We start from the raw sequence: 19,222 nt of genomic DNA on the forward strand, positions 1-19,222 counted from the left end.
GTCCTTGCCCGTTTGGGCCTATAAACATCAAATCCGAGGCAGGAAAAAGGGCCAATGCTCATGCGTCGTCTGATACGAGTGTTCATTTTTATCGCCATCGCATGGAGCGCCTATTGGTTCATCGCGGGCTATGGTCTGCGCAATGCGATCACCGGCTGGTTCGATGCCCAGCAGGCGCGCGGCTGGCAAGCCGAATTCTCGGGCGTTGATACGGCGGGCTACCCGACACATCACACCACCCGCTTGAACAACCCGGCGCTGGCCGATCCAGTCAACGGCACCGCCTGGAGCGCCGACTGGATCGAGTTTCAAAGCCCCGCAATCTGGCCCGGTCGGCAAACCCTCAGTTTTGCCGATACACCTCAGCGCCTATCCTATTTCGACCAGACCGCGACGATCCAGGCCAAGGAATTGCAAGCCGAATTGGAACTGCAACCCGGTGTCGCGCTGGTGCTTGAGAAGATGGCCCTGACCGCTGGCCCCTGGCTGATCAGCGAAGACAAAGAGGCGCTGGCAGGCGGTGGTACCCTCAGCGTTATCATGGAGCAGACCTCTGCACCCGAAGCCTATGCCATCACCGCGCAAATTGACGGGTTCACCCCCGGTGAAGATTTGCGCGCGCTGATGCAATCGGCGACCTCGCTTCCCCAGCGGTTCGAGACGTTGCAGTTGGATATGCTGACCACGTTCGACAAGCCTTGGGACCGGACCGCGCTAGAAGACAGCCGCCCTCAGCCCGTCGCCATTGATCTGAATCTTGCCGAGGTCAAATGGGGCGAGTTGCGCCTGTTTGCCGCCGGTGAGTTGGATGTAGACTCGCAGGGCATCCCAACCGGAGAGATAGCGATCAAGGCCGAGAATTGGCGTGACATGATCGCAATGGCAAATGCAGCCGGTGCCCTGCCCGATCAAGCCGTTGACCCGGTGACCCGCGCGCTCAACTTTCTGGCCGGACTGGGCGGCAACCCGAATGCGCTGGACCTGCAATTGAATTTCCGCGACGGATTCGTGGCACTGGGGCCGCTCCCTCTTGGCCCGGCCCCACGTCTGATCCTGCGCTAGCGACAGTAAGATCCCGTGCGATACCGCGCCGTATCCAGATGAAAATGGTCCCGATGATACCTGTCTGAATTGGGTCCCAACACGGTGCCAAACGGCCCGCAGGCCCCTCGCCATATCTTCTTGAGTTGCTTTTGCGAGGGATTCTTGCGCCATCCTTTCAGGACGGTTACGACCTCTCCATCCGCCATGACAAAGCCGGAAATATCGATGGCACGGCCCTTGCCATGCTCAGAGACTCGCGCGCCTTTTTGGTTGTTACGCGTGCGGCAAGCATAATGCGCGGCAACCTGCAGCTGGACCACAGGACCACGACGCTTGAACGTCGGCTTGACGGTTTTGTCGACCCATTTGTTCAACGCGATGGCCGTGCCGCAATCCATCGTCGAAGCCCGGCTCAGCGTCACTCCCGAGACCGAGGTGATTTGAACCGCATCCTTGACCCCGCAGGCCTTTGTTTTGCTGGAGACACGCCCGACAGGTTTGCCCTGTATCGCGATATCACCGCAGACCGACCCCTTGCGCAGCTTGCGCTTTTTGAACAGCACTTCCTGCTCCAGCGATTTGGGTCTGAGGTATGGCATCAAAGAGGTGTCAGGCCCCAGCAAGGGCAAATCCACCGGACGCGCGGCTGCGGCGATCAACTGAGGCGACTCGGGCCGTGTTTCGGGGCGCAGGTTCGGGATGGTCAGAGGCGTTGCGGCCCGGCTGGAGATCGCGACGATGCCAGCAGTTTCGACTGCTGCGCCGGGGCGCGCAACTGGATAAAGCGATTGATCGGGCGCGGCGGCTTGGGTGGATGTGGCCCAAAGCACGGCAATAAACGCGTATCGCAAAACCTGTATCATGATCCAGCCTTTCCCCGGCCAAAGTCCGGCGCATCAGTATCCTGACCCGCATCAATAATCCCACGCCGGATCGCGCGGGTGCGGGTGAAATAGTCGAACAGATGCTCTCCGTCCCCGGTGCGGATCGCACGCTGCAGGGCGAAAAGCTCTTCGGTGAAACGGCCCAGAATCTCAAGCGTCGCGTCCTTGTTGGTCAGGAACACGTCGCGCCACATGGTTGGGTCCGAGGCCGCGATGCGGGTGAAATCCCGAAAGCCGGCGGCCGAGTACTTGATGACCTCGCTATCGGTCACACGGCGTAGGTCGTCGGCAACACCGACCATCGTATAGGCAATCAGATGCGGCGCATGAGAGGTCACGGCCAGAACCAGATCATGATGGTCCGCGTCCATCTCATCGACATTGGCCCCCATGCCTTCCCACAAGGCCCGCAACTGGGCGATGGCCTCGGGGTCCGATCCTTCGACCGGCACAAGTAGACACCAGCGATTGTCAAAAAGCTCGGCGAACCCGGCCTCAGGCCCCGAATGCTCGGTCCCGGCCAAAGGGTGCGCAGGGATGAAATGGACGCCTTCAGGGATATGAGGCGAAACGGCCTCGATCACGCTGCGCTTGACCGAGCCGACATCCGTCACAGTTGCCCCCGGCTTCAGCATCGGGGCGATGTCCTGAGCGACCACGCCCATCGCGCCAACCGGAACGCAGAGGACGACCAGATCCGCGCCCTCGACCGCCTCTTGCGCGGTGTCGCAAACCCGGTCACACAAACCGATCCTGCGGGCTGTGTCGCGGGTGGCTTCAGAGCGGGCATAGCCGGTGACTTCGCCAGCCAGACCTGCGCGCTTGATGGCCCAGAACATGGATGAGGCGATCAGACCCAACCCGATCAGCGCAACACGGTCGTAAATCTGGCTCATGCTACGCCCTCTTTGAATGCGGTGATGGCTGCGACGACACGGCGGCAGGCTTCCTCATCGCCCACGGTGATCCGCAGCGCGTTTGGCAGGTTGTAGCCCGCAACGCGCCGCACAATCAAACCCTGCGACTTGAGGTAGTCATCGCAAGCCTCAGCCTCGGCCTGATCGGCAAAGCGCGCGAGGATGAAGTTGGTGAAAGACGGGTCAGACGGGACGTCGATCTTGGCCAACTCATCCGACAACCATGTCCGCAGGCGCGCGTTTTCAGCCTGACAGAAGGACAGGAATTCGACATCATTCACAGCTGCTTCGGCCGCAGCCAGCGCGGTCAAAGACAGGTTGAACGGTTGGCGCACCCGGTTCAGCACGTCGATGATCGACTGATGCGCATAGCCCCAGCCCACGCGCATGCCGCCCAGCCCATAAACCTTCGAAAAAGTCCGGGTCATGATCACGTTCTCATGGGCATCGACCAGAGACGCACCGCCATCGAAACCGTCGACAAACTCGGCATAGGCCCCGTCGATGACCATCAGGCAGCTATCCGGCAGACCTTGCGCCAAACGCTCCAGCTCCTGCTGCGAGATCATGGTTGAGGTCGGATTGCCGGGATTGGTGACAAACACGATCCGCGTCTGCGCGGTTACGGCTGCCAAAATGGCATCCACGTCGACCTTGCGGTCACGCTCGGCCACCATGACCGGCGTGGCCCCCGCCATCCGGGCAATAATCGGATACATGGAAAACCCATGTTCCGTATAGATCACCTCATCCCCCGGCCCTGCATAGACCTGAGCGATGAATTGCAGAACCTCGTCACTGCCCACACCGCAGATGATCCGCGCCGGGTCCAGACTATGACGCGCGCCGACTGCATTGCGCAGGCTGGCGTGGTCGGTGCTGGGATAGCGATGCAAGGTGGCGGCGCTGTCGCGCACCGCCTCAATCGCTTTGGGGCTAGGGCCAAACGGGTTTTCGTTGGAGCTCAGCTTGATCACATGCTCAACACCCGCCACATGCGACTGGCCGCCTTGATACAGCGCAATGTCCATAATGCCGGGTTGAGGGGTAATCTTGGTCATGAGAGGCTCCGTTTATTGGGCCTCTCATACCTGTCTCAACGCTTTCAGAAAAGCAGCAATTCCATCATGCGGCTTTGAAGCGCGCAGTCGCCGGGTCGGCATTGTAGAACGGTGCGAATTCTTCGGTCCGACGGGACAGGTCGTTGACGCTGTCGATGATGAACTGGACCGTTTCTTCGCGCATCAGATACGAGAAGTTCAAACGCACCCAACCGGGTTTCTTCATCTCTTCACCCGCGGACAGAGCGGCGTGCAGCTCCTCTGACGCGGCTCGATCTATGCCCAGGAGCCGATGCGCGTAAGGCCCGGCACAGGCGCATCCTCCGCGCGCCTGAATGCCGTATATGTCGCTGAGCATCCGCGTGAACAGTTGCTGATGCACCGGTTGCCCTGCGTTGTCGCGCACAAGGAAGGAAAAGATCGGCAGGCGATGCGCGTTTTCCACCCCAAGCAAGGTCAGGTTCGGGTTGTCATTCCACCCCTCCAGCGCCATTTGGTTATATTGCGCTTCGCGGCAGGCGATCTCATCTGTTCCGACGACATCCTTGACGATGAAGGCAAGTGCCGCGCGGATATCTCCGATCACGTTGGGCGTTCCCGCTTCCTCTCGCGTTGACAGGTTTTCGCTATAGTCGTGACGCCAAGGCGAGACGAAACTCACCGTCCCTCCACCCGGCCAGCTGGGACAACGACGCTGTACAACACTCTGGTTCACGACCAGTACGCCCGACGCCCCCGGCCCTCCCGGAAACTTGTGCGGAGACACCACGATCGCATCTTTGCGCGCATCCGCAGGCCCCATGTCCATCGGCAGGTAAGGCCCGCCCCCGGCATAGTCCCAAACGACCAAAGCGCCATGTGACTTGAGCAAACGCGTCACCGGATCGGGATCGGTGATGATCCCCGTCACGTTGGACGCAGCTGAAAATGACCCGATCACAAGATCCGCATCAGCGTGCGTGTCCAACGCCTCCTGCAGCGCGCGCAGATCAACGCCCCCTTCCGCCGCTTCCGGAATCTCAACCACCAGAGCCTTGCTCTCGCGCCATGGCAAGATGTTCGAGTGATGCTCATAAGGACCGATTAGGACAACCGGTTGGTCAGCTTCCGCCACCCCGAGCAGACTGACCAACCGGTTGAGCCCCGCCGTGGCACCGGACCCGGTAAAGATCACCGCGTCTTCTCCCCTCGCGCCAACAAGGCGGGCTATCTCATCGCGCGCTTCGCGACGCAGACGGGTCATGTAGGACCCACAGAAGGAGGCTTCGGTGTGGCTGTTGGCATAAAATGGCAACACGTGATTGGCCACAAAGTCTTCGACCTGTCGCAACGCGCGACCCGAAGCGACGTAATCCGCGTAGACAAGCGGCACGTCCCCCTGCAGACCCGGGATCAGAACATTCTCTCCGATCAGCCCGTCGCGCAGGTGGGAATTGTGAGTGGTGGAACAAAGATCCGCACGAAATTTGGACAGGGTCATAGCATTGGCTCCTTACTGTAAGTCCAATGTGATCCATCCAAACTGTGGAAACATTATCGTTCTTTGCATAGAAATCACTAATTTTGTGTCGTATGACTAGATATGAGCCAAAATTTAGATCAAATAGACACTCACATCCTGAGAGAGCTTCAAAAAGACGCCACCCTTTCGCAGCGCGAGCTGGCCGATCGGGTCGGGTTGTCCCAGAACGCGTGTTGGCGCAGGCTGAAAGCGCTGAATGAAAACGGGGTTCTGATCGGGTCAACCGCCCGCATTGCGCGCGAGACTTTGGGGTTGAACCTCGTTGTCTTCGTCATGCTGCGCACCCGACATCATTCAGCCGAGTGGCTGCAGGCGTTTCGCCGCCATGTTCTGACCATTCCCGAGGTTGTGGATTTCCATCGGATCGGCGGTGACTATGACTATCAACTGAAAGTCGTGACCCAGGATATGGCCTCATATGACAAAGTCTACCAACGCCTGATCGAGAAGGTCGAACTGGACAGCGTGACCTCATATTTTGCGATGGAAGCGATCGCTGAAGGGCGACCACTTCCGATCTGAACTCAGGCCAAACCAAGCATCGCCTTCATGCCGCCGATAAAAGTTGCGTCGTCCAGAGCCTTGCGGTTGTCCAGGTATTCAACGGCATCTTCGCCGGCACGATAGCGCAAAGTGTCAGTGTCGTCCGTCACCGCGGTCAAAATGACATCGGCGACAACACTTGGCGGCGACGTTCGCGCTGCCATTTCTTCTGAGCCCCACGTGCTGAACAAGGCCTGCACGACAGGTTGATACTCGGCCATGCTCTCGTCATTGACGAAATCAAACGAACGGCCACCAAAATCGGTAGCAATCAGACCAGGCTCGACAATCTTGACCTTGATACCAGCCGCAGCAAGTTCGTAGTGCAGCGACTCTGATAGGCCTTCAACCGCGAATTTTGTACCATGATAAAGCGTTCCGAGGGGGAAGGTGATTTGCCCACCTATGGAAGAGATATTGACGATGCAGCCCAAACCATTTGCGCGCATATGCGGCAGAACGGCTTTTGTCACAGCCAACAAACCGATCACATTGGTATCGAATTGCCGCCGGATACGCTCCATCGGGAAGGCCTCTAGCGGGCCGTAAGCACCGTATCCCGCGTTGTTCAATAGAACGTCAATCTGACCAAAACGCTCAATCCCTTCTGCAACTGCGGTCGCAATTGAACCCTCGTCGGTGACGTCAAGACGTGTGACCAGAATATTCTCGAGTTGCGTCAGCTCGGCTTCCTTGATGGGGTTGCGCATTGTGGCAATGACGTTCCAGCCCTGCCTATGAAACAGCTCAGCCGTAACTCTGCCAATACCCGATGAAGCGCCAGTTATGAGGATTGTCTGTGCCATAGTCATTCTCCGCAATTGTTAGTCTGACCTCTAGATAGGTTGGAAAACTGCGATGCGCCTGCCGAATTCTCCTCAATATCTGCCTAATTCTCTGGTCGTCGAGATTTTGGCTAGCACTGACTTCTTCCGCAAAATAGGCTGAACGAGGCAGTGGGGACACCATGACACAACATGATTTAGTTGAAAAAATCCGCGAAGCTGTGGGCGGACAGGGAGAAGATGCTGCTTTCTACCCGACCGCATTGGACGGTTTCGGCCTTCTTCATGACGTCAAAACGAAGTCAATCGAAGCACAGGTGTATGAACCGATTGTCTGCCTAGTTCTACAGGGGAAGAAAGAAACACGTATCGGCGATCGCCTTGTTCACTTCGGAGCAGGCGACTCTCTGATCGTCAGCCATTCCCTTCCGGTTTTGGCCGCCGTCACCGAAGCAAGTCGGGAAAAGCCCTATGTCGGCCTCGTATTCTCGTTGGACTTGTCCATCTTACGCGGTCTCTACGACTCGGTCGGCTCAGAACCTGCTGAAATTGAAACAGTCCAAAGCCTTGCTGCGTCAAAAGCTTCGCCCGATCTGATTGACGCCATGGCTCGCCTGTTTCACGCCAGTCAAAACCCTACGGACGCAAAAATTCTCGCACCGATGATCAGCCGTGAAATCCACTACCGACTCCTACAAGCAGATCACGGTGGCATGCTACGGCAAATGCTATGGCGCGACAGTGCCGCCAGCCGTATCGCGCGCGCAATAGACATCATTCGCGCGGATTTTCGAACAGCCCTGCCCGTCTGCGATCTGGCACAAAGCGCTGGCATGAGCGTTTCTGCCTTTCACGCCCATTTCAAAACGGTAACAGCCACCTCTCCACTGCAGTACCAAAAAGACCTCAGGCTGCTGGAAGCCCGCAGGCTATTGTCGCACGGTTCGCTCAGTGTGTCGCAAGCAGCTTTTGAGGTTGGCTATGAAAGCCCGACCCAGTTTAGTCGGGAATACTCGCGCAAATTCGGAGTGCCACCTCGTCAGGACATCGGGTCAAAATGCATAGCTTAGAAACTAAAAAGGCCGGGCTGAAAGCGCGGCCTTTGTAATCTGGAATGTCAACGAAGATTAGTTCTTCGCGTAGAATTCGACAACCAGGTTCGGTTCCATCATGACTGGGTAAGGCACATCGCTCAGGCCCGGTGCGCGTACGAAGGTCGCGGTCATTTTCGAGTGGTCGGCGTCGATGTAGTCAGGAACATCACGCTCGGCCAGAGCAACAGCTTCCAGAACAACTGCCAGTTGCTTGGACTTGTCACGCACTTCGATCACGTCGCCTTCTTTGACACGGTAGGACGGGATGTTGACCCGCTTGCCGTTCACTTTGACGTGGCCGTGGTTCACGAACTGACGTGCAGCAAAGACGGTCGGTACGAACTTGGCGCGGTATACAACGGCGTCCAGACGGCGCTCCAGCAGACCGATCAGGTTTTCACCGGTGTCGCCTTTTACTCGCTCAGCTTCGGCGTAGATGCGACGGAATTGCTTCTCAGTCAGGTCGCCATAGTAGCCTTTCAGCTTCTGCTTGGCGCGCAGCTGCAGACCGAAGTCCGACAGTTTGCCCTTGCGGCGCTGGCCGTGCTGGCCGGGGCCATATTCACGACGGTTGACCGGGGATTTCGGACGACCCCAGATGTTTTCGCCCATCCGGCGGTCGATTTTGTACTTGGCAGACGTGCGTTTGGTCACGGCTGATCTCCTTTAAAGTGGCATTTCAGCTTGATCCGAAAACCGGTTCCCACTTTTCGGGCCGAAATAGCGTCTCCGCTCGGACCGGGCAGTTCCAGTTCAGACCAGGCGCGGTGCCGGGTTATAAAGGGCGTTGTCCTCTTGAGGTTTCCCCCATGACAGGCATCCCCTTGCGGGGGCCACCAACACCAATGAAGTCGCGCTTATATCCGCAGAACTGTCAGAGTCAACACGTCCCGACGGCCCTGCTTAAATTTCTTGAAGGGTTTTTAGGCCAACGGGTTCAGCGCCAGCTAGGTAACCAAACCTATGAAAAGAAACCCGGCGCGGATTTTCCCGGAAACGCCAACACCTGTGCAGTCGGTTGCGGTACGCTCTGCAGGTCGACACCGGCATGCGTTACTTCGCTAATCCAGAAATCCTGATCCCGAGGGGGACAGCCAGTGTTGAACACCAGAGTCGGCCATTGTTCGTCATCGGTGATAACCAAATCTGCCGAAAAGCGCTGCGCCCCATTGGTCAATGTGACCGAACCGCAATACTCTCCCGAGATCTCTTGCGGGGCTGAAAACGCGTCGCGGGTGCGCACAGGGGTCGCGCCCATATTTCCCAGTTGCTCAAGATTTTGCTCCGCCACTTCGCCCAACACCAGCGCCTGACCACGCCAGGACCATGCGGACCCGACCGCCAAAAAGGCCAAAGGCGCTGCCTCAAGCCCATCAAGCTCAGTTTGATTCCATGAAATGGCTACACGACCGTTATATCCGGCTCTCATATACCTGCTCGCACTTATCAACACCCCACCCAGTACTTAACCCGCTTTATCAGGGGAGATTTCGGCGGAAAAGAGACAGAATTTGAGCAATCACGTGAATGTTGCCGAATAGAATCAACTATCCGTGAGCAAACCTGTGCCACCCATGCTTCCTTAAGCGAGCATAGAGACGACAAGTGCATGATATTAATACAAATATTTGAAATTCTGAAACCGCAGGCAGCCGTAGCCGCTCTGCAGTTTCAGCCTGAGACTTCCCGTTCACACCTCAACTTCGACCTTGCCGATCGGGTTTGAACAGCACGCCAGAATGTAGCCTGCTGCTATGTCATCCTCGGAGATACCGCCGTTGTGAACCATGTGAACCTCACCCGAGGTCTTTTTGATTTTGCAGGTGCCGCAAACGCCAAACGTACAGCCCGAGGCGATGTTCAATCCAACCGCACGTGCGGCGACCAGAACCGTATCTGTCTCGGCAACTTTGGCGGTGACACCCGAGGTCGCAAACACGATTTCGGCGGCGCTGTCATCGTCAGGAACGATATCATCCAGATCGGGCTGATCCGCTTCGGTCTCAACCGGAGCTCCAAAGCTTTCCTGATTATAGTTGTCCATGTCAAAGCCAAGACCCGACAGAGCTTCACGGACAGCCTGCATAAACGGCTCCGGACCGCAGCAATAGACCTCACGGTCCAGATAGTCTGGGGCCATCAGGCCCAGCATCAGCTGGTTAAACTGACCCTGGTAGCCGGTCCAGGGGCTGTAACGGTCAGCTTCCTCCACAACAAACTTCAAATCCAAACCCGGCGTCCGACTTGCCATCTGCTCCAACCGTTGACGGAAGATGATCTCGGACGGACGTTTGGCGCAGTTGATGAAGACGACATCCAAATCGCGGCCTTCGTCCCACATGCAGGTCGTCATCGACATCATAGGCGTGATACCCGAACCCGCCGAGATGAACAGATACTTGGCGGCGGCGCTTTCAGCATTGGTGAACAGGCCCGCCGGGCCAATCGCCCGCATCCGCATACCTGGCTGCAGATTGTTTAGCATCCAGCGAGTGCCGATGCTGTCCGGTTGCGCCTTGGCCGTAATCGTGATGGACCGTGGACGCGATGGGGATGACGATATCGTATAGGTCCGATGCACAACGCCTCCCGGCTGCCCCGGCGCCGGAATCTCGAGCGTTAGGAACTGACCTGGATGGTAGGCAAACAAGGCTCCGGAAGGGGCGCGGAACGTAAAGCTCGCGGTGTTTGGCGTTTCGGGCACGACCGAGACGCATTCCAGCGTCTCGTCATCCTGCCAGATCGAGGCAACAGCGTTCAGATCTTTCATCTCCGTCACTCCGCCGCCATCGTGTCAGGTGCCAGATGGCGCGCCAGGGTGCTGCAATACCAATCGGTGAATTGCAGAACACCGGATTCCTGGATCCCCGAATACGGCCCCGGGACATAGGCCGGGCTGTTGATGCCCATCTGGTTGTCTTCTACCACGCGGCGATCTTCGTCATTGGTGGCCATCCAAACTTCGGTCAGGCGCTTGACGTCATAATCGACCCCTTCCACTGCATCCTTGTTGACCAGCCATTTCGTGGTGACTTCGGTCTCGGTCGGGCTGACCGGAGTGACGCGGAAGACAATCGAATGATCGGCCAGGAAGTGGTTCCATGTGCTGGGATAGTGGAACTTCAGCAACGTCCCTGCATCCGCAAAAGGCGCTCGGCCCAGAAAGCGGCGCACCGCGGATTTGCCGTCCAGAGTATAGCTTTCCGCCCCTTCCTTCAGCGGCATCCGCGCCAGTCGGTATTGCCCGTCATCATGCAGATAGAACTGCGACGGCATTCCCGCAGCCTCGCAACGGTCAAAGTGAGCTTGCATGAAGGCCGGGGTTTCACCCCCTTCGATACCGGTTACTGAGGGATCATCAGGGAAGGTCCGGCACAGCGAAGGGTGGTTGCCGCCGCAGTGATAGCACTCGCGGTTGTTTTCCCAAACCAGCTTCCAGTTGCCCTTTTCGACGATCGTGCTTTCAAAGGCGACCTTGGCGTTGCCTAGATCATGCGGCTCCAGATAGGGCCGTGCTCTATTGGCGAAGGTGTCGAAATCGGGGGCTTCATCTGCAAGACAGAAATAGACCAGCCCGGCCAATTCCCGGCAGTGAACGGTTTTCAGCCCGTGTTGTTTGGGGTCGAAATCAGGGCCCATATCACGTGCCCACAACAATGAGCCATCAAGCTCATAGGTCCACTGGTGATAGGGGCAAACCAGTTTGGGCGAGTTGCCCTTGGCCGCTTTGCAGATGATCGACCCGCGATGGCGGCAGGTGTTGTGGAACGCCCGGATCTGGTTGTCCGCACCACGCACGATGATCACGCGGTATGCGCCGACAGTGTAGGTCACATAGTCGCCTGTCTTCACCAGTTCACATGCCGGAATGGCAAATAGCCAGTCACGGTAGTGGATTGCCTCAAGATCGGCCTGAAAGACATCTGGATCGGTGTAGAACGCCTGTTCAAGGGCATAGGCCGGGTTTCGACGCGCCAACAGGCTTTGAACGTTGCTCACTTCTGGCTCTCCTGCCGCGCCCGCGGCTCAGCTTGGGCAGATGACATAAGAGGCCAGTCCGGAGCCGTGCGAGGATCACGTCCGAAACTTGTGCCCCCACCGCCACCCGCGGTTTGACATATATGCAAGGCTGGTTTCCGGACTTGAAGGGGGCTTGCGCCCGGTCTCGACACCTTCCCGGGATCCTCGTCCCAGTGGTCACCTGTCGAACCTGACCTTTCTTACCGTTGCGGGGGCAGCGCCGGAATTGCACCGGCTTCCCAATTCTCTGCCGCCTGAGAATCAGACAGCAGCACCTCACATGCGCAACCTACTCGGGGATGGATTCGTGGCTGAAAGCCTTGCGACATTTCCAGAAACAAAACAGACATGCCCAGCAGAAATGGAAACCTGAAACAAGTCCGTGGTTTGAGGCAAGGACAAGAAAACCGAATTCACCCGTGTTGCGATGTGTCCCACAAATGCGCGTGCATAAAGGGCGCAATCGCAAGTGTCTTGCCCCCCAGCTTTTCAACCGATCCTGCAGTGAGCTCAAGCGTCATCCATGCCTCGGGGATCGTCAGAAGGTCCGGATATGGCGTCTCTTTGTCGGTCGGAACAAACCCGAATAAGGGGTAGAATGTCGGCACGCCCAACACGAAGACAGCGTCTGTTCCAATGAACCTCAAGTGCTTGATGCTGGTCTCCATCATCTCTCTGCCAACACCGCGGCCTTGATGCTCGGGCGAGACACCGCAGGGTGCCAGAAGATAGCATCTTACGTCTGGGTGATCCTGGAAAACTAACGGGGTGAACATGACATTGCCCGCGATCTGCCCGTCACGCCTTACGCTGATTGAAATCGTTTCCGGATGCTCAAGGAGATCTTCGGCGAGTTGAGCGATTTCGTCACCTTCTGCTTCGCCAAAAGCCAGCCTATGCAAATTCAAGATGGCATCGGTTTCTGAACGGTTCATGATCCATCCCTATCCTGAGCTAAACAGCCTGCACCGCGTCATGCTGCGCGAGATTATCCGACCGACGCCCCAGAGGTTGCATTCCACGAGCTTCCGCAAGACCAGCCGCTCAGGTCAATATGTTTCTTCGTACAATCGGCAGCGTGCGTCTGTGTCCAGATGTGCGGTTGTCGCGATCTCGGATTGTTTGTGGGCTTGGTACAGCTCGGCAAAGCCCTCGGGGAACCAGCCGGTCACGACCGAGTTGTTTACGAACCGGTCGAGCGCATCTTCCAAAGTCTGAGGCAAGCGCACCAGCCCTCTTTGGGTAAGTTCTGCGACGTCCAAAAGCGAAAGATCCTCTTCGGTTGGAACGGGAGCGGGTAGCCCTTCATTGATCCCCTGCGTCCCGGCCATGACAACCGCAGCAAGCGCCAGATGAGGCGAAGCTGCAGCATCCGCCGCACGGTATTCGATGTTGAACTGCCCCGCGATTGAGGCTGGGTCTTTTGCGGTCACCGGACAAATCCGCAAGGAAGCCTCGCGGTCGCGGAAACCCAGATTATTGAAAGCCGCAGACCAACGATGCGGTGTCAGGCGTTCATAGGAGATCACCGAAGGCGCTGTCAGAGCCAGGATCGCATCCAGATATTTCAGAACTCCGGCGGCGAAAGCGCTCGTCAGGTCCGACATGCCGCAGGGCCCGTCTTCGGCGTAGGTCAGCGGCGCGCCACTATCGTCCACAAAGCTCATATGGATATGAACCCCATTCCCAACGCTCGCGACATCGCGAATAGGGGTATAGGTAGCCCGTTCGCCATAAGCCTGTGCAGTCGCATAGGTCAGTTCGCGTACCATGATGGCCGCGTCCGCCGCGCGAACACCCAGCTCGGGGCCTATGACGACCTCATATTGGTTTGGCCCATATTCCTTCATGATCGAATCCGGCTTGAGACCGACCTGAGAAATCGCATTGATCAAGGTCTCGCACAGATCCCGCTGCAGGCCAAAGCCGCGGTGACCATAGGCTTCGTTGGCCTGGCTTGGCGGATCTTTCAGCTGGAACTCATGCTCGAACGCGGCCAGCAAATTTGCTCCTGAGACCTTGTGCAGCCGCTCCAGCGCCGCCCTTAACAAACTGCGCGTGCAGAAGTCCCAAGGGTCTCCGTCCAGAGTGACGATATCGCCCATAAGAAAGTGCAGGCCGGAGTCTTCGCCGAACTCGACCTTTGCCTCGGCCGTGGCGTCCGGGATCAGAAGAAGATCGCCCAGCGCGCCAAACGGGCTTTCGGCAATTCCGTCAAAGCAGTTGATCTGGACATTCGTAGGTGTCCACCCGACGCCGCGCTGCAACCGCTTGTTCAGTTGATCCGTCGGAAACGCCTTGCCCCGCAATTTACCGGCAAGGTCAGAGGTGGCGACGAACATCAGGGGGGTTTTGGGCATCATGGGTTGGGGTCCTGGTTGTGGGATCGCATGGCATCCCAGGCTTCGATGCGGGACTTCGTCTGGTCCCAGTTGTCTTCGGCAATACGCGTCACCAGCGCCTCGGTGACAGCAAGGGCCGCTGTGTACGTATCCCAGAGCGTGCCGCTTTCGATCGGAACTGGCAAGATTTCTGCCGCATGGCGGGATATGGGAGACAACCATTTGTCTGTCATGAGAACAACGCGAACCCCTCGGTCCCGCGCGGCAGTCGCGGCCAATCGCGCCAGCGCAGGTTGGTAGCGACGAAAATCGACCAGAAACAGGATATCGGCAGGCTTCATCCGCAGCAGGTATTCCGGCCAGACCTCGTTGTTGGCCGGAAGATGATACACGCCGCTGCGGGTTTGGCGCAGGTGAAAAGACAGGTGCTGTGCGATGGTATCGCTGATCCGACCACCCAATATATAGACATCGCTCTTAGGTTGGCTCAGTACCGAGCATATGCGCTGAAATTGCGCCTCGGTAATACCTTCTGCCGACAGCGCCATCTGGGACGAGGCCCGCGCGATGAAATCACGCAAGAACCCTCCATCGACACTGCGCCCTTCGCCGTGCAGATCAGTAGGCGAGCGTTGGCCCTCTTTCAGCTCGGACAACAGGGCACGCTGGAATTCCTGATAGCCCCCCAATCCGATCTTGGTAACAAACCGAGAGATCGACGGGGCCGATACCTCGGCCCGGCGCGCGAGTTCCTGAATCGTGACCAGACCCGCATAGGGGTAGTCGCTGAGCAAGGCAGCGGCCAGCTTGCGCTCGCTCGCCGTCATGTTTTCCGCCTTCGCTTCAATTCTCTGCCTAACCAGCAACCGGCACCTCCTGATCTGAATGGATCGCATGGAATAAAAATTTCAGTCAATCTATTTTTCATTGACTCTGAAAAAACTTGTTCTCTAACTTGGGCCACATGAACACTTCAGCCGCGACCCAAGAACTGCTGGTCGCCGGGGATCCCGCCCCGGTGGAATGGGTGAACCCTGACAGTGATGCGAAGATCGCGCTGCTCTGCGAACACGCCGGGCGCGCGATCCCGAAAAAGCTGGGCAATCTTGGCGTCTCGGAAGAGGTGCAGGCCAGCCATCGCGGTTGGGATATAGGGGCCGAGGCTGTGGCCCGGCAATTGGCTGACCGGCTACGGGCCCCTTTGATCTTGCAGCGCTATTCCCGGCTTGTGATTGATTGCAACCGCCCAATCGAAGCCCCGGATTCAATTCCGCCAAACAGCTTTGGAAAGCAGATCCCAGCCAATCTGAACCTGACCGCTGCGGATCGCGCAGCACGTCAGCGCGAGATCATGGCTCCTCTGAACGGTGCCATTGAACATATGCTGGACCGGGCACCGCGTGTACTTGCGGTGTCGATCCACTCCTTCGCCGCACAGGTCGATGGTGAGGCGCGACCTTGGCACGCTGGATTTCTGACCCGCGTTGACCCGACCACGGGGCAGGCCGCGATCGACCATATCTCGGCCCTACGTCCCGATCTGCATATGGCGTTGAACCAGCCCTATCAGATCGACAGTGAAAGCGACTGGTTCATACCGCGTTTCGCCGAACCGCGCGGACTGGCACATTCGCTGGTCGAGATCCGCAATGATCTGATCCGCGATGCAAAAGGCGTTGAGGATTGGGCGCATCTTCTCGCCGAAGCCTTTACCCGGATATTGGAGACCAAGACGTGACCTTGACCCGCAATGTTCCACTCATCCCATCGCAATCCGCGCTGTTGTTCATTGACGTGCAGAACTATTCGGCACATCGCGAAGGCGCCGAATTCAAAGACCTACCTGAGGCCGAATTCAATGAGAAATACGGCTGGTTTTTCGATCAGCTAGACACCCGCGTGATCCCGAACATGCAGGCCATACAAGCCGCCTGTCGCAGCGCCGGCGTCGAAGTCATGTATACCAATATCGAAAGCCTGACACTCGACGGGCGTGACCGGTCGCTGGATTATAAGATCACGGGTTTTCATGTGCCCAAGGGCAGCTGGGATGGAAAGGTCATTGACCAGATCGCGCCCCAAGGGGATGAGATCGTGCTGCCGAAGACGTCCTCTTCGGTGTTTGTCTCCACGCATGTTGACTACATCCTGCGCAACCTTGGCGTTCGCCAAGTTGTTTTGTCCGGTCTTTTGACGGATCAATGCGTCGAAAGCGCCATCCGGGACGCGTGTGATCTGGGCTACCTTGTCACTCAGGTCGAAGATGCCTGCCTGACTCATACGCAGGACCGGCACGACAATTCTCTGCGCGCGATCAAAGGCTATTGCCGACAGGTCACCACAAAAGAACTGGTCGAGGAATTGGCCGGTGCTTGATCTGAACGGCATCACCAAGACCTTTGGTGGGGTCCACGCCGTTGAGGATGTGACCATGTCCGTCGCACCAGGCGAGGTGCGCGGTCTGATCGGCCCCAATGGCGCAGGCAAGACGACGCTGGTCAACCTGATCTCTGGGCTGTTAATCCACTCGGCGGGCAGCTTGTCGCTGGATGGCGAGCCGCTGGACAACTTGCGCGCCCACGAACGCGCGGCGCGCGGTGTGGCGCGGACGTTTCAGAACCTGCGGGTCTTTCCAAGCCTCAGCGTCGCGCAAAACATCGACGTCGCCCGCTATTCCGGCCGCGGCGCCGAAATCGTCGACGCCGCGATCCCCGAGTTCGGCCTGTCGGACAAGCTCAACCACAATGCCGGGTCGTTGGCATATGGGCAGCTTCGGCGGCTGGAGATCGTTCGCGCGCTGGCCCTGAACCCGCGTGTCCTGATGCTGGACGAACCCGCCGCTGGGATGAACGAACAGGAAACGGACGCTCTGGGCCGGTCGCTGACATGGGTGCGGACGCATTCGGACTGCGCGATTTTGGTGATTGATCACGATCTTAAATTCATCATGTCGCTCTGCGACAAGATCACTGTTTTGAACATGGGTGCCATCATTGCTGAAGGCGCACCCGAAGAAATAACCAAGAACCAAGAGGTTATCGACGCTTATCTTGGCGAAACCGATGAACGTGCCGCGTGACGCAGGCGGCTTTCAACAGGAGAACAAGTATGAAGAAGTTGACCCTTACGACTCTGACCGCCATGAGCCTCGCCCTGCCCGCGGTCGCCGAAGATACGATCAAGATCGGACTGGGCGTACCGATGACTGGTGATCTGGCCATCTATTCCGAATACCTGGGCGCGCGCTGTATGGCGGACATGATCAACGCCGACGGTGGTGCTGGTGGCAAGCAGATCGAAGTCCTGGTTCAGGATTCTGCAGGTGATACGCAGGCCGCGATCTCACTGGCGCAGAAGTTTCTGGACGAAGGGGTTGTGATGCTGGGCACCACGCCGTTCTCGGACACGATGATCCCGGTGGCTCAGATCGCCCAACCTTACGGCGTGTCCATCTTCCAGCCGCAATCCACGCAGGTCGAGATGCACGCGGGCATCGTGGACAATTTCTTTACCGGTGTCTCGCCTGATCCGTTCACGGCAACGGCAGCTGCCAACCATGCGCTCAGCGAAGGGGTCAAGAACGTGGTTCTACTGACCTCGGACGAAGGCGGGTCGTGGTCCGCGCGTACCCCGCTGTGGTTCGGTCAAGTGATCGAGGAAGGCGGCGGCAAGGTGCTGGCTAAGATGAATTTCAGCTTTGGCACATCGGACTGGTCGCCTCAGATCGCGGACATGAAAGCACTGGGTGAAGAGATCGACGCCGTTTATATTTCGTCGATCATGCCCGATATTGGTGTGCTGGTTCGACAGCTGCGCAGCGCCGGGATCGACGCTTGGGTGGTCGGCTCGGACGGGTTTGACGATCCATCGCTGGATGCTGTCGCGGCTGATGATCCTGCGATTCTCAACAAGGTGTTCTTTGCCACGCTGGCCCCAAGCCACGACGAAAGCGCCGTGGTCAAGTTCATGGCGGACTGCAAGGATTTGGGCCACGATGTGCCCGGCTTGTTCCCAGCCACCGGTGCCGACACAGTCAAGGCCGTTGCCTGGGCGGTCGAAACCTCCGGCAGCAGCGACCCGGCGGTGATTGCGGAAACGATCCGCACGGCCGAGTCGATCCCGGTTCTGACAGTCGACAGCATTTCGTTCAAGGATACGAAAACCTATGCCCAGCGCACGATCCCTGTGATTGGCTACAAAGATGGCAAGCGGGTTCTGATCTCGAACGAAATTCCCGAAAACACACCGAAAGACTGGAACTGAGCCAAAAGACGGGGGCGGTTCCAGCCCCCGTTTCCAATCCCATGCTGAATGTTGAAAACCTGATAGTTTCTCACGGTCCGATCGAGGCCGTGCACGGCATCTCTTTCGCCGTGGAGAAGGGCCGCTGTGTGTCCTTGCTTGGGCCCAATGGCGCGGGCAAGACCTCGACCATCTCAGCGCTGATGGGGGTGGTCAAGTCCTCGGGCCGGATCACCTTTGACGGGGCCGATATCTCGGCCCTGCCTGTGGAGGCTCGAGTGCAGGCGGGTATGTCCGTGGCCCCGGAAGGGCGGCGGATCTTCTCGAACCTGAGCGTCGAGGAAAATCTGGTTCTGGGCGGCGCGACCCGTTCCGACCGCACGGCCAAGGATGCCGACATCACCCACTGGCTTGAGACCTTTCCAATCCTTGGCGAACGCAGGGACCAACCGGCGGGCACCCTGTCAGGCGGAGAGCAGCAGATGCTTGCCATTTCCCGCGCCTTGATGACACGCCCCAAGATCCTGCTGCTGGACGAACCCAGCCTGGGTCTGGCCCCCAAGATCGTAAGCCAGATTTTCCAGATGATCGAACAGCTGAAGGCGCAGGGAATGACGATCCTGTTGGTCGAACAGAACGCAACGCAGGCGCTGCGCCTGTCGGACTACGCTTACCTTTTGAACAACGGTCGGGTCGTGGCCGAGGGCACCAAGGAAACACTGGGCCAAAGCAGCGCGCTTATGGCGGAACTGACGGGGATCGCCTGAC

At 58.0% G+C, this 19,222-nt stretch carries 20 protein-coding genes and 1 riboswitch; of the genes, 8 read left to right on the top strand and 12 right to left on the bottom strand.

What is annotated here, in order from left to right; all coding sequences use genetic code 11:
* The first annotated feature begins 60 nt into the window (after window positions 1–60).
* Window positions 61–1,062 carry a DUF2125 domain-containing protein gene (locus tag ACR0I8_RS16755; protein WP_170689238.1) on the top strand — a complete coding sequence of 334 codons (1,002 nt, stop codon included), beginning with the start codon at window positions 61–63 and terminating at the stop codon, window positions 1,060–1,062.
* Here the strand turns inward: ACR0I8_RS16755 and ACR0I8_RS16760 are convergent.
* The 4 genes from ACR0I8_RS16760 to ACR0I8_RS16775 all read right to left on the bottom strand — a co-directional run bounded on the left by ACR0I8_RS16760 (window position 1,059) and on the right by ACR0I8_RS16775 (window position 5,386).
* Window positions 1,059–1,907 carry an extensin family protein gene (locus ACR0I8_RS16760; protein ID WP_170689237.1) on the bottom strand — a complete coding sequence of 283 codons (849 nt, stop codon included), beginning with the start codon at window positions 1,905–1,907 and terminating at the stop codon, window positions 1,059–1,061. The genes ACR0I8_RS16755 and ACR0I8_RS16760 overlap by 4 nt on opposite strands.
* On the bottom strand, window positions 1,904–2,824 hold the full coding sequence (locus ACR0I8_RS16765; protein ID WP_170689236.1) for a prephenate/arogenate dehydrogenase family protein: 921 nt from the start codon (window positions 2,822–2,824) through the stop codon (window positions 1,904–1,906). The genes ACR0I8_RS16760 and ACR0I8_RS16765 overlap by 4 nt, the downstream gene beginning before the upstream one ends.
* Window positions 2,821–3,906 (bottom strand): histidinol-phosphate transaminase, encoded by a 1,086-nt coding sequence (hisC, locus tag ACR0I8_RS16770; protein WP_170689235.1) that lies wholly within the window; start codon window positions 3,904–3,906, stop codon window positions 2,821–2,823. Before hisC ends, ACR0I8_RS16765 begins: the two co-directional genes overlap by 4 nt.
* A gap of 64 nt (window positions 3,907–3,970) precedes the next feature.
* The gene (locus ACR0I8_RS16775) at window positions 3,971–5,386 is read right to left on the bottom strand and encodes an aminotransferase class V-fold PLP-dependent enzyme (protein WP_170689234.1); all 1,416 of its coding nucleotides are present in this window, start codon (window positions 5,384–5,386) and stop codon (window positions 3,971–3,973) included.
* Window positions 5,387–5,488: 102 nt separating this feature from the next.
* Here ACR0I8_RS16775 and ACR0I8_RS16780 point away from each other — a divergent pair, with 102 nt between their 5' ends.
* A complete protein-coding gene (locus tag ACR0I8_RS16780) occupies window positions 5,489–5,950 on the top strand; it encodes an Lrp/AsnC family transcriptional regulator (protein ID WP_170374590.1) in 462 nt (153 codons plus the stop codon).
* Window positions 5,951–5,952: 2 nt separating this feature from the next.
* Here the strand turns inward: ACR0I8_RS16780 and ACR0I8_RS16785 are convergent, their stop codons facing one another.
* The gene (locus tag ACR0I8_RS16785; RefSeq protein ID WP_170689233.1) at window positions 5,953–6,777 is read right to left on the bottom strand and encodes an SDR family oxidoreductase; all 825 of its coding nucleotides are present in this window, start codon (window positions 6,775–6,777) and stop codon (window positions 5,953–5,955) included.
* Window positions 6,778–6,938: 161 nt separating this feature from the next.
* Here ACR0I8_RS16785 and ACR0I8_RS16790 point away from each other — a divergent pair, with 161 nt between their 5' ends.
* Entirely contained in the window at window positions 6,939–7,826 is an 888-nt protein-coding gene (locus tag ACR0I8_RS16790; protein WP_170689232.1) for an AraC family transcriptional regulator, read from the top strand.
* Between the two features lie 57 nt (window positions 7,827–7,883).
* Here the strand turns inward: ACR0I8_RS16790 and rpsD are convergent, their stop codons facing one another.
* The 7 genes from rpsD to ACR0I8_RS16825 all read right to left on the bottom strand — a co-directional run bounded on the left by rpsD (window position 7,884) and on the right by ACR0I8_RS16825 (window position 15,108).
* The gene (rpsD, locus tag ACR0I8_RS16795) at window positions 7,884–8,504 is read right to left on the bottom strand and encodes a 30S ribosomal protein S4 (protein ID WP_170374584.1); all 621 of its coding nucleotides are present in this window, start codon (window positions 8,502–8,504) and stop codon (window positions 7,884–7,886) included.
* 307 nt (window positions 8,505–8,811) lie between these two features.
* Window positions 8,812–9,279, bottom strand: coding sequence for a hypothetical protein (locus ACR0I8_RS16800; protein WP_170689231.1), 468 nt, complete (start codon window positions 9,277–9,279; stop codon window positions 8,812–8,814).
* Window positions 9,280–9,540: 261 nt separating this feature from the next.
* Entirely contained in the window at window positions 9,541–10,620 is a 1,080-nt protein-coding gene (locus ACR0I8_RS16805; protein ID WP_170689230.1) for a hybrid-cluster NAD(P)-dependent oxidoreductase, read from the bottom strand.
* Window positions 10,621–10,625: 5 nt separating this feature from the next.
* On the bottom strand, window positions 10,626–11,849 hold the full coding sequence (locus tag ACR0I8_RS16810) for an aromatic ring-hydroxylating oxygenase subunit alpha (RefSeq protein WP_170689229.1): 1,224 nt from the start codon (window positions 11,847–11,849) through the stop codon (window positions 10,626–10,628).
* A gap of 111 nt (window positions 11,850–11,960) precedes the next feature.
* Window positions 11,961–12,164, bottom strand: a riboswitch (cobalamin riboswitch).
* A 119-nt stretch (window positions 12,165–12,283) separates the two neighbouring features.
* Complete coding sequence (locus tag ACR0I8_RS16815; RefSeq protein WP_170689228.1) at window positions 12,284–12,805, bottom strand: GNAT family N-acetyltransferase; 522 nt, start codon at window positions 12,803–12,805, stop codon at window positions 12,284–12,286.
* A 114-nt stretch (window positions 12,806–12,919) separates the two neighbouring features.
* On the bottom strand, window positions 12,920–14,230 hold the full coding sequence (locus ACR0I8_RS16820) for a glutamine synthetase family protein (RefSeq protein ID WP_170689298.1): 1,311 nt from the start codon (window positions 14,228–14,230) through the stop codon (window positions 12,920–12,922).
* On the bottom strand, window positions 14,230–15,108 hold the full coding sequence (locus tag ACR0I8_RS16825; protein WP_419738483.1) for a MurR/RpiR family transcriptional regulator: 879 nt from the start codon (window positions 15,106–15,108) through the stop codon (window positions 14,230–14,232). Before ACR0I8_RS16825 ends, ACR0I8_RS16820 begins: the two co-directional genes overlap by 1 nt.
* Before the next feature lie 68 nt (window positions 15,109–15,176).
* Here ACR0I8_RS16825 and ACR0I8_RS16830 point away from each other — a divergent pair, with 68 nt between their 5' ends.
* The 5 genes from ACR0I8_RS16830 to ACR0I8_RS16850 are packed head-to-tail and all read left to right on the top strand — an operon-like array spanning window position 15,177 to window position 19,221.
* On the top strand, window positions 15,177–15,950 hold the full coding sequence (locus ACR0I8_RS16830) for an N-formylglutamate amidohydrolase (RefSeq protein ID WP_170689227.1): 774 nt from the start codon (window positions 15,177–15,179) through the stop codon (window positions 15,948–15,950).
* Window positions 15,947–16,588, top strand: a complete 642-nt coding sequence (locus ACR0I8_RS16835; RefSeq protein ID WP_170374560.1) for a cysteine hydrolase family protein — start codon at window positions 15,947–15,949, stop codon at window positions 16,586–16,588. The genes ACR0I8_RS16830 and ACR0I8_RS16835 overlap by 4 nt, the downstream gene beginning before the upstream one ends.
* Entirely contained in the window at window positions 16,581–17,291 is a 711-nt protein-coding gene (locus ACR0I8_RS16840) for an ABC transporter ATP-binding protein (RefSeq protein ID WP_170689226.1), read from the top strand. Before ACR0I8_RS16835 ends, ACR0I8_RS16840 begins: the two co-directional genes overlap by 8 nt.
* Before the next feature lie 29 nt (window positions 17,292–17,320).
* Window positions 17,321–18,475 carry an ABC transporter substrate-binding protein gene (locus ACR0I8_RS16845; protein WP_170689225.1) on the top strand — a complete coding sequence of 385 codons (1,155 nt, stop codon included), beginning with the start codon at window positions 17,321–17,323 and terminating at the stop codon, window positions 18,473–18,475.
* Window positions 18,476–18,516: 41 nt separating this feature from the next.
* Window positions 18,517–19,221 (top strand): ABC transporter ATP-binding protein, encoded by a 705-nt coding sequence (locus ACR0I8_RS16850; protein WP_170689224.1) that lies wholly within the window; start codon window positions 18,517–18,519, stop codon window positions 19,219–19,221.
* Window position 19,222: the final 1 nt, after the last annotated feature.

The organism is Ruegeria sp. BG9 (genome assembly GCF_056538305.1).

Bases quoted from the DNA above. Each gene is read 5' to 3' on its own strand.
- ACR0I8_RS16850 (WP_170689224.1), top strand. From the start codon at position 18,517: ATGCTGAATGTTGAAAACCTGATAGTTTCTCACGGTCCGATCGAGGCC.
- ACR0I8_RS16755 (WP_170689238.1), top strand. From the start codon at position 61: ATGCGTCGTCTGATACGAGTGTTCATTTTTATCGCCATCGCATGGAGC.
- ACR0I8_RS16815 (WP_170689228.1), bottom strand. From the start codon at position 12,805: ATGAACCGTTCAGAAACCGATGCCATCTTGAATTTGCATAGGCTGGCT.
- ACR0I8_RS16805 (WP_170689230.1), bottom strand. From the start codon at position 10,620: ATGAAAGATCTGAACGCTGTTGCCTCGATCTGGCAGGATGACGAGACG.
- ACR0I8_RS16800 (WP_170689231.1), bottom strand. From the start codon at position 9,279: ATGAGAGCCGGATATAACGGTCGTGTAGCCATTTCATGGAATCAAACT.
- ACR0I8_RS16780 (WP_170374590.1), top strand. From the start codon at position 5,489: ATGAGCCAAAATTTAGATCAAATAGACACTCACATCCTGAGAGAGCTT.
- ACR0I8_RS16845 (WP_170689225.1), top strand. From the start codon at position 17,321: ATGAAGAAGTTGACCCTTACGACTCTGACCGCCATGAGCCTCGCCCTG.
- ACR0I8_RS16765 (WP_170689236.1), bottom strand. From the start codon at position 2,824: ATGAGCCAGATTTACGACCGTGTTGCGCTGATCGGGTTGGGTCTGATC.
- ACR0I8_RS16790 (WP_170689232.1), top strand. From the start codon at position 6,939: ATGACACAACATGATTTAGTTGAAAAAATCCGCGAAGCTGTGGGCGGA.
- hisC (WP_170689235.1), bottom strand. From the start codon at position 3,906: ATGACCAAGATTACCCCTCAACCCGGCATTATGGACATTGCGCTGTAT.
- ACR0I8_RS16830 (WP_170689227.1), top strand. From the start codon at position 15,177: ATGAACACTTCAGCCGCGACCCAAGAACTGCTGGTCGCCGGGGATCCC.
- ACR0I8_RS16825 (WP_419738483.1), bottom strand. From the start codon at position 15,108: ATGCGATCCATTCAGATCAGGAGGTGCCGGTTGCTGGTTAGGCAGAGA.
- ACR0I8_RS16760 (WP_170689237.1), bottom strand. From the start codon at position 1,907: ATGATACAGGTTTTGCGATACGCGTTTATTGCCGTGCTTTGGGCCACA.
- ACR0I8_RS16820 (WP_170689298.1), bottom strand. From the start codon at position 14,230: ATGCCCAAAACCCCCCTGATGTTCGTCGCCACCTCTGACCTTGCCGGT.
- ACR0I8_RS16785 (WP_170689233.1), bottom strand. From the start codon at position 6,777: ATGGCACAGACAATCCTCATAACTGGCGCTTCATCGGGTATTGGCAGA.
- ACR0I8_RS16775 (WP_170689234.1), bottom strand. From the start codon at position 5,386: ATGACCCTGTCCAAATTTCGTGCGGATCTTTGTTCCACCACTCACAAT.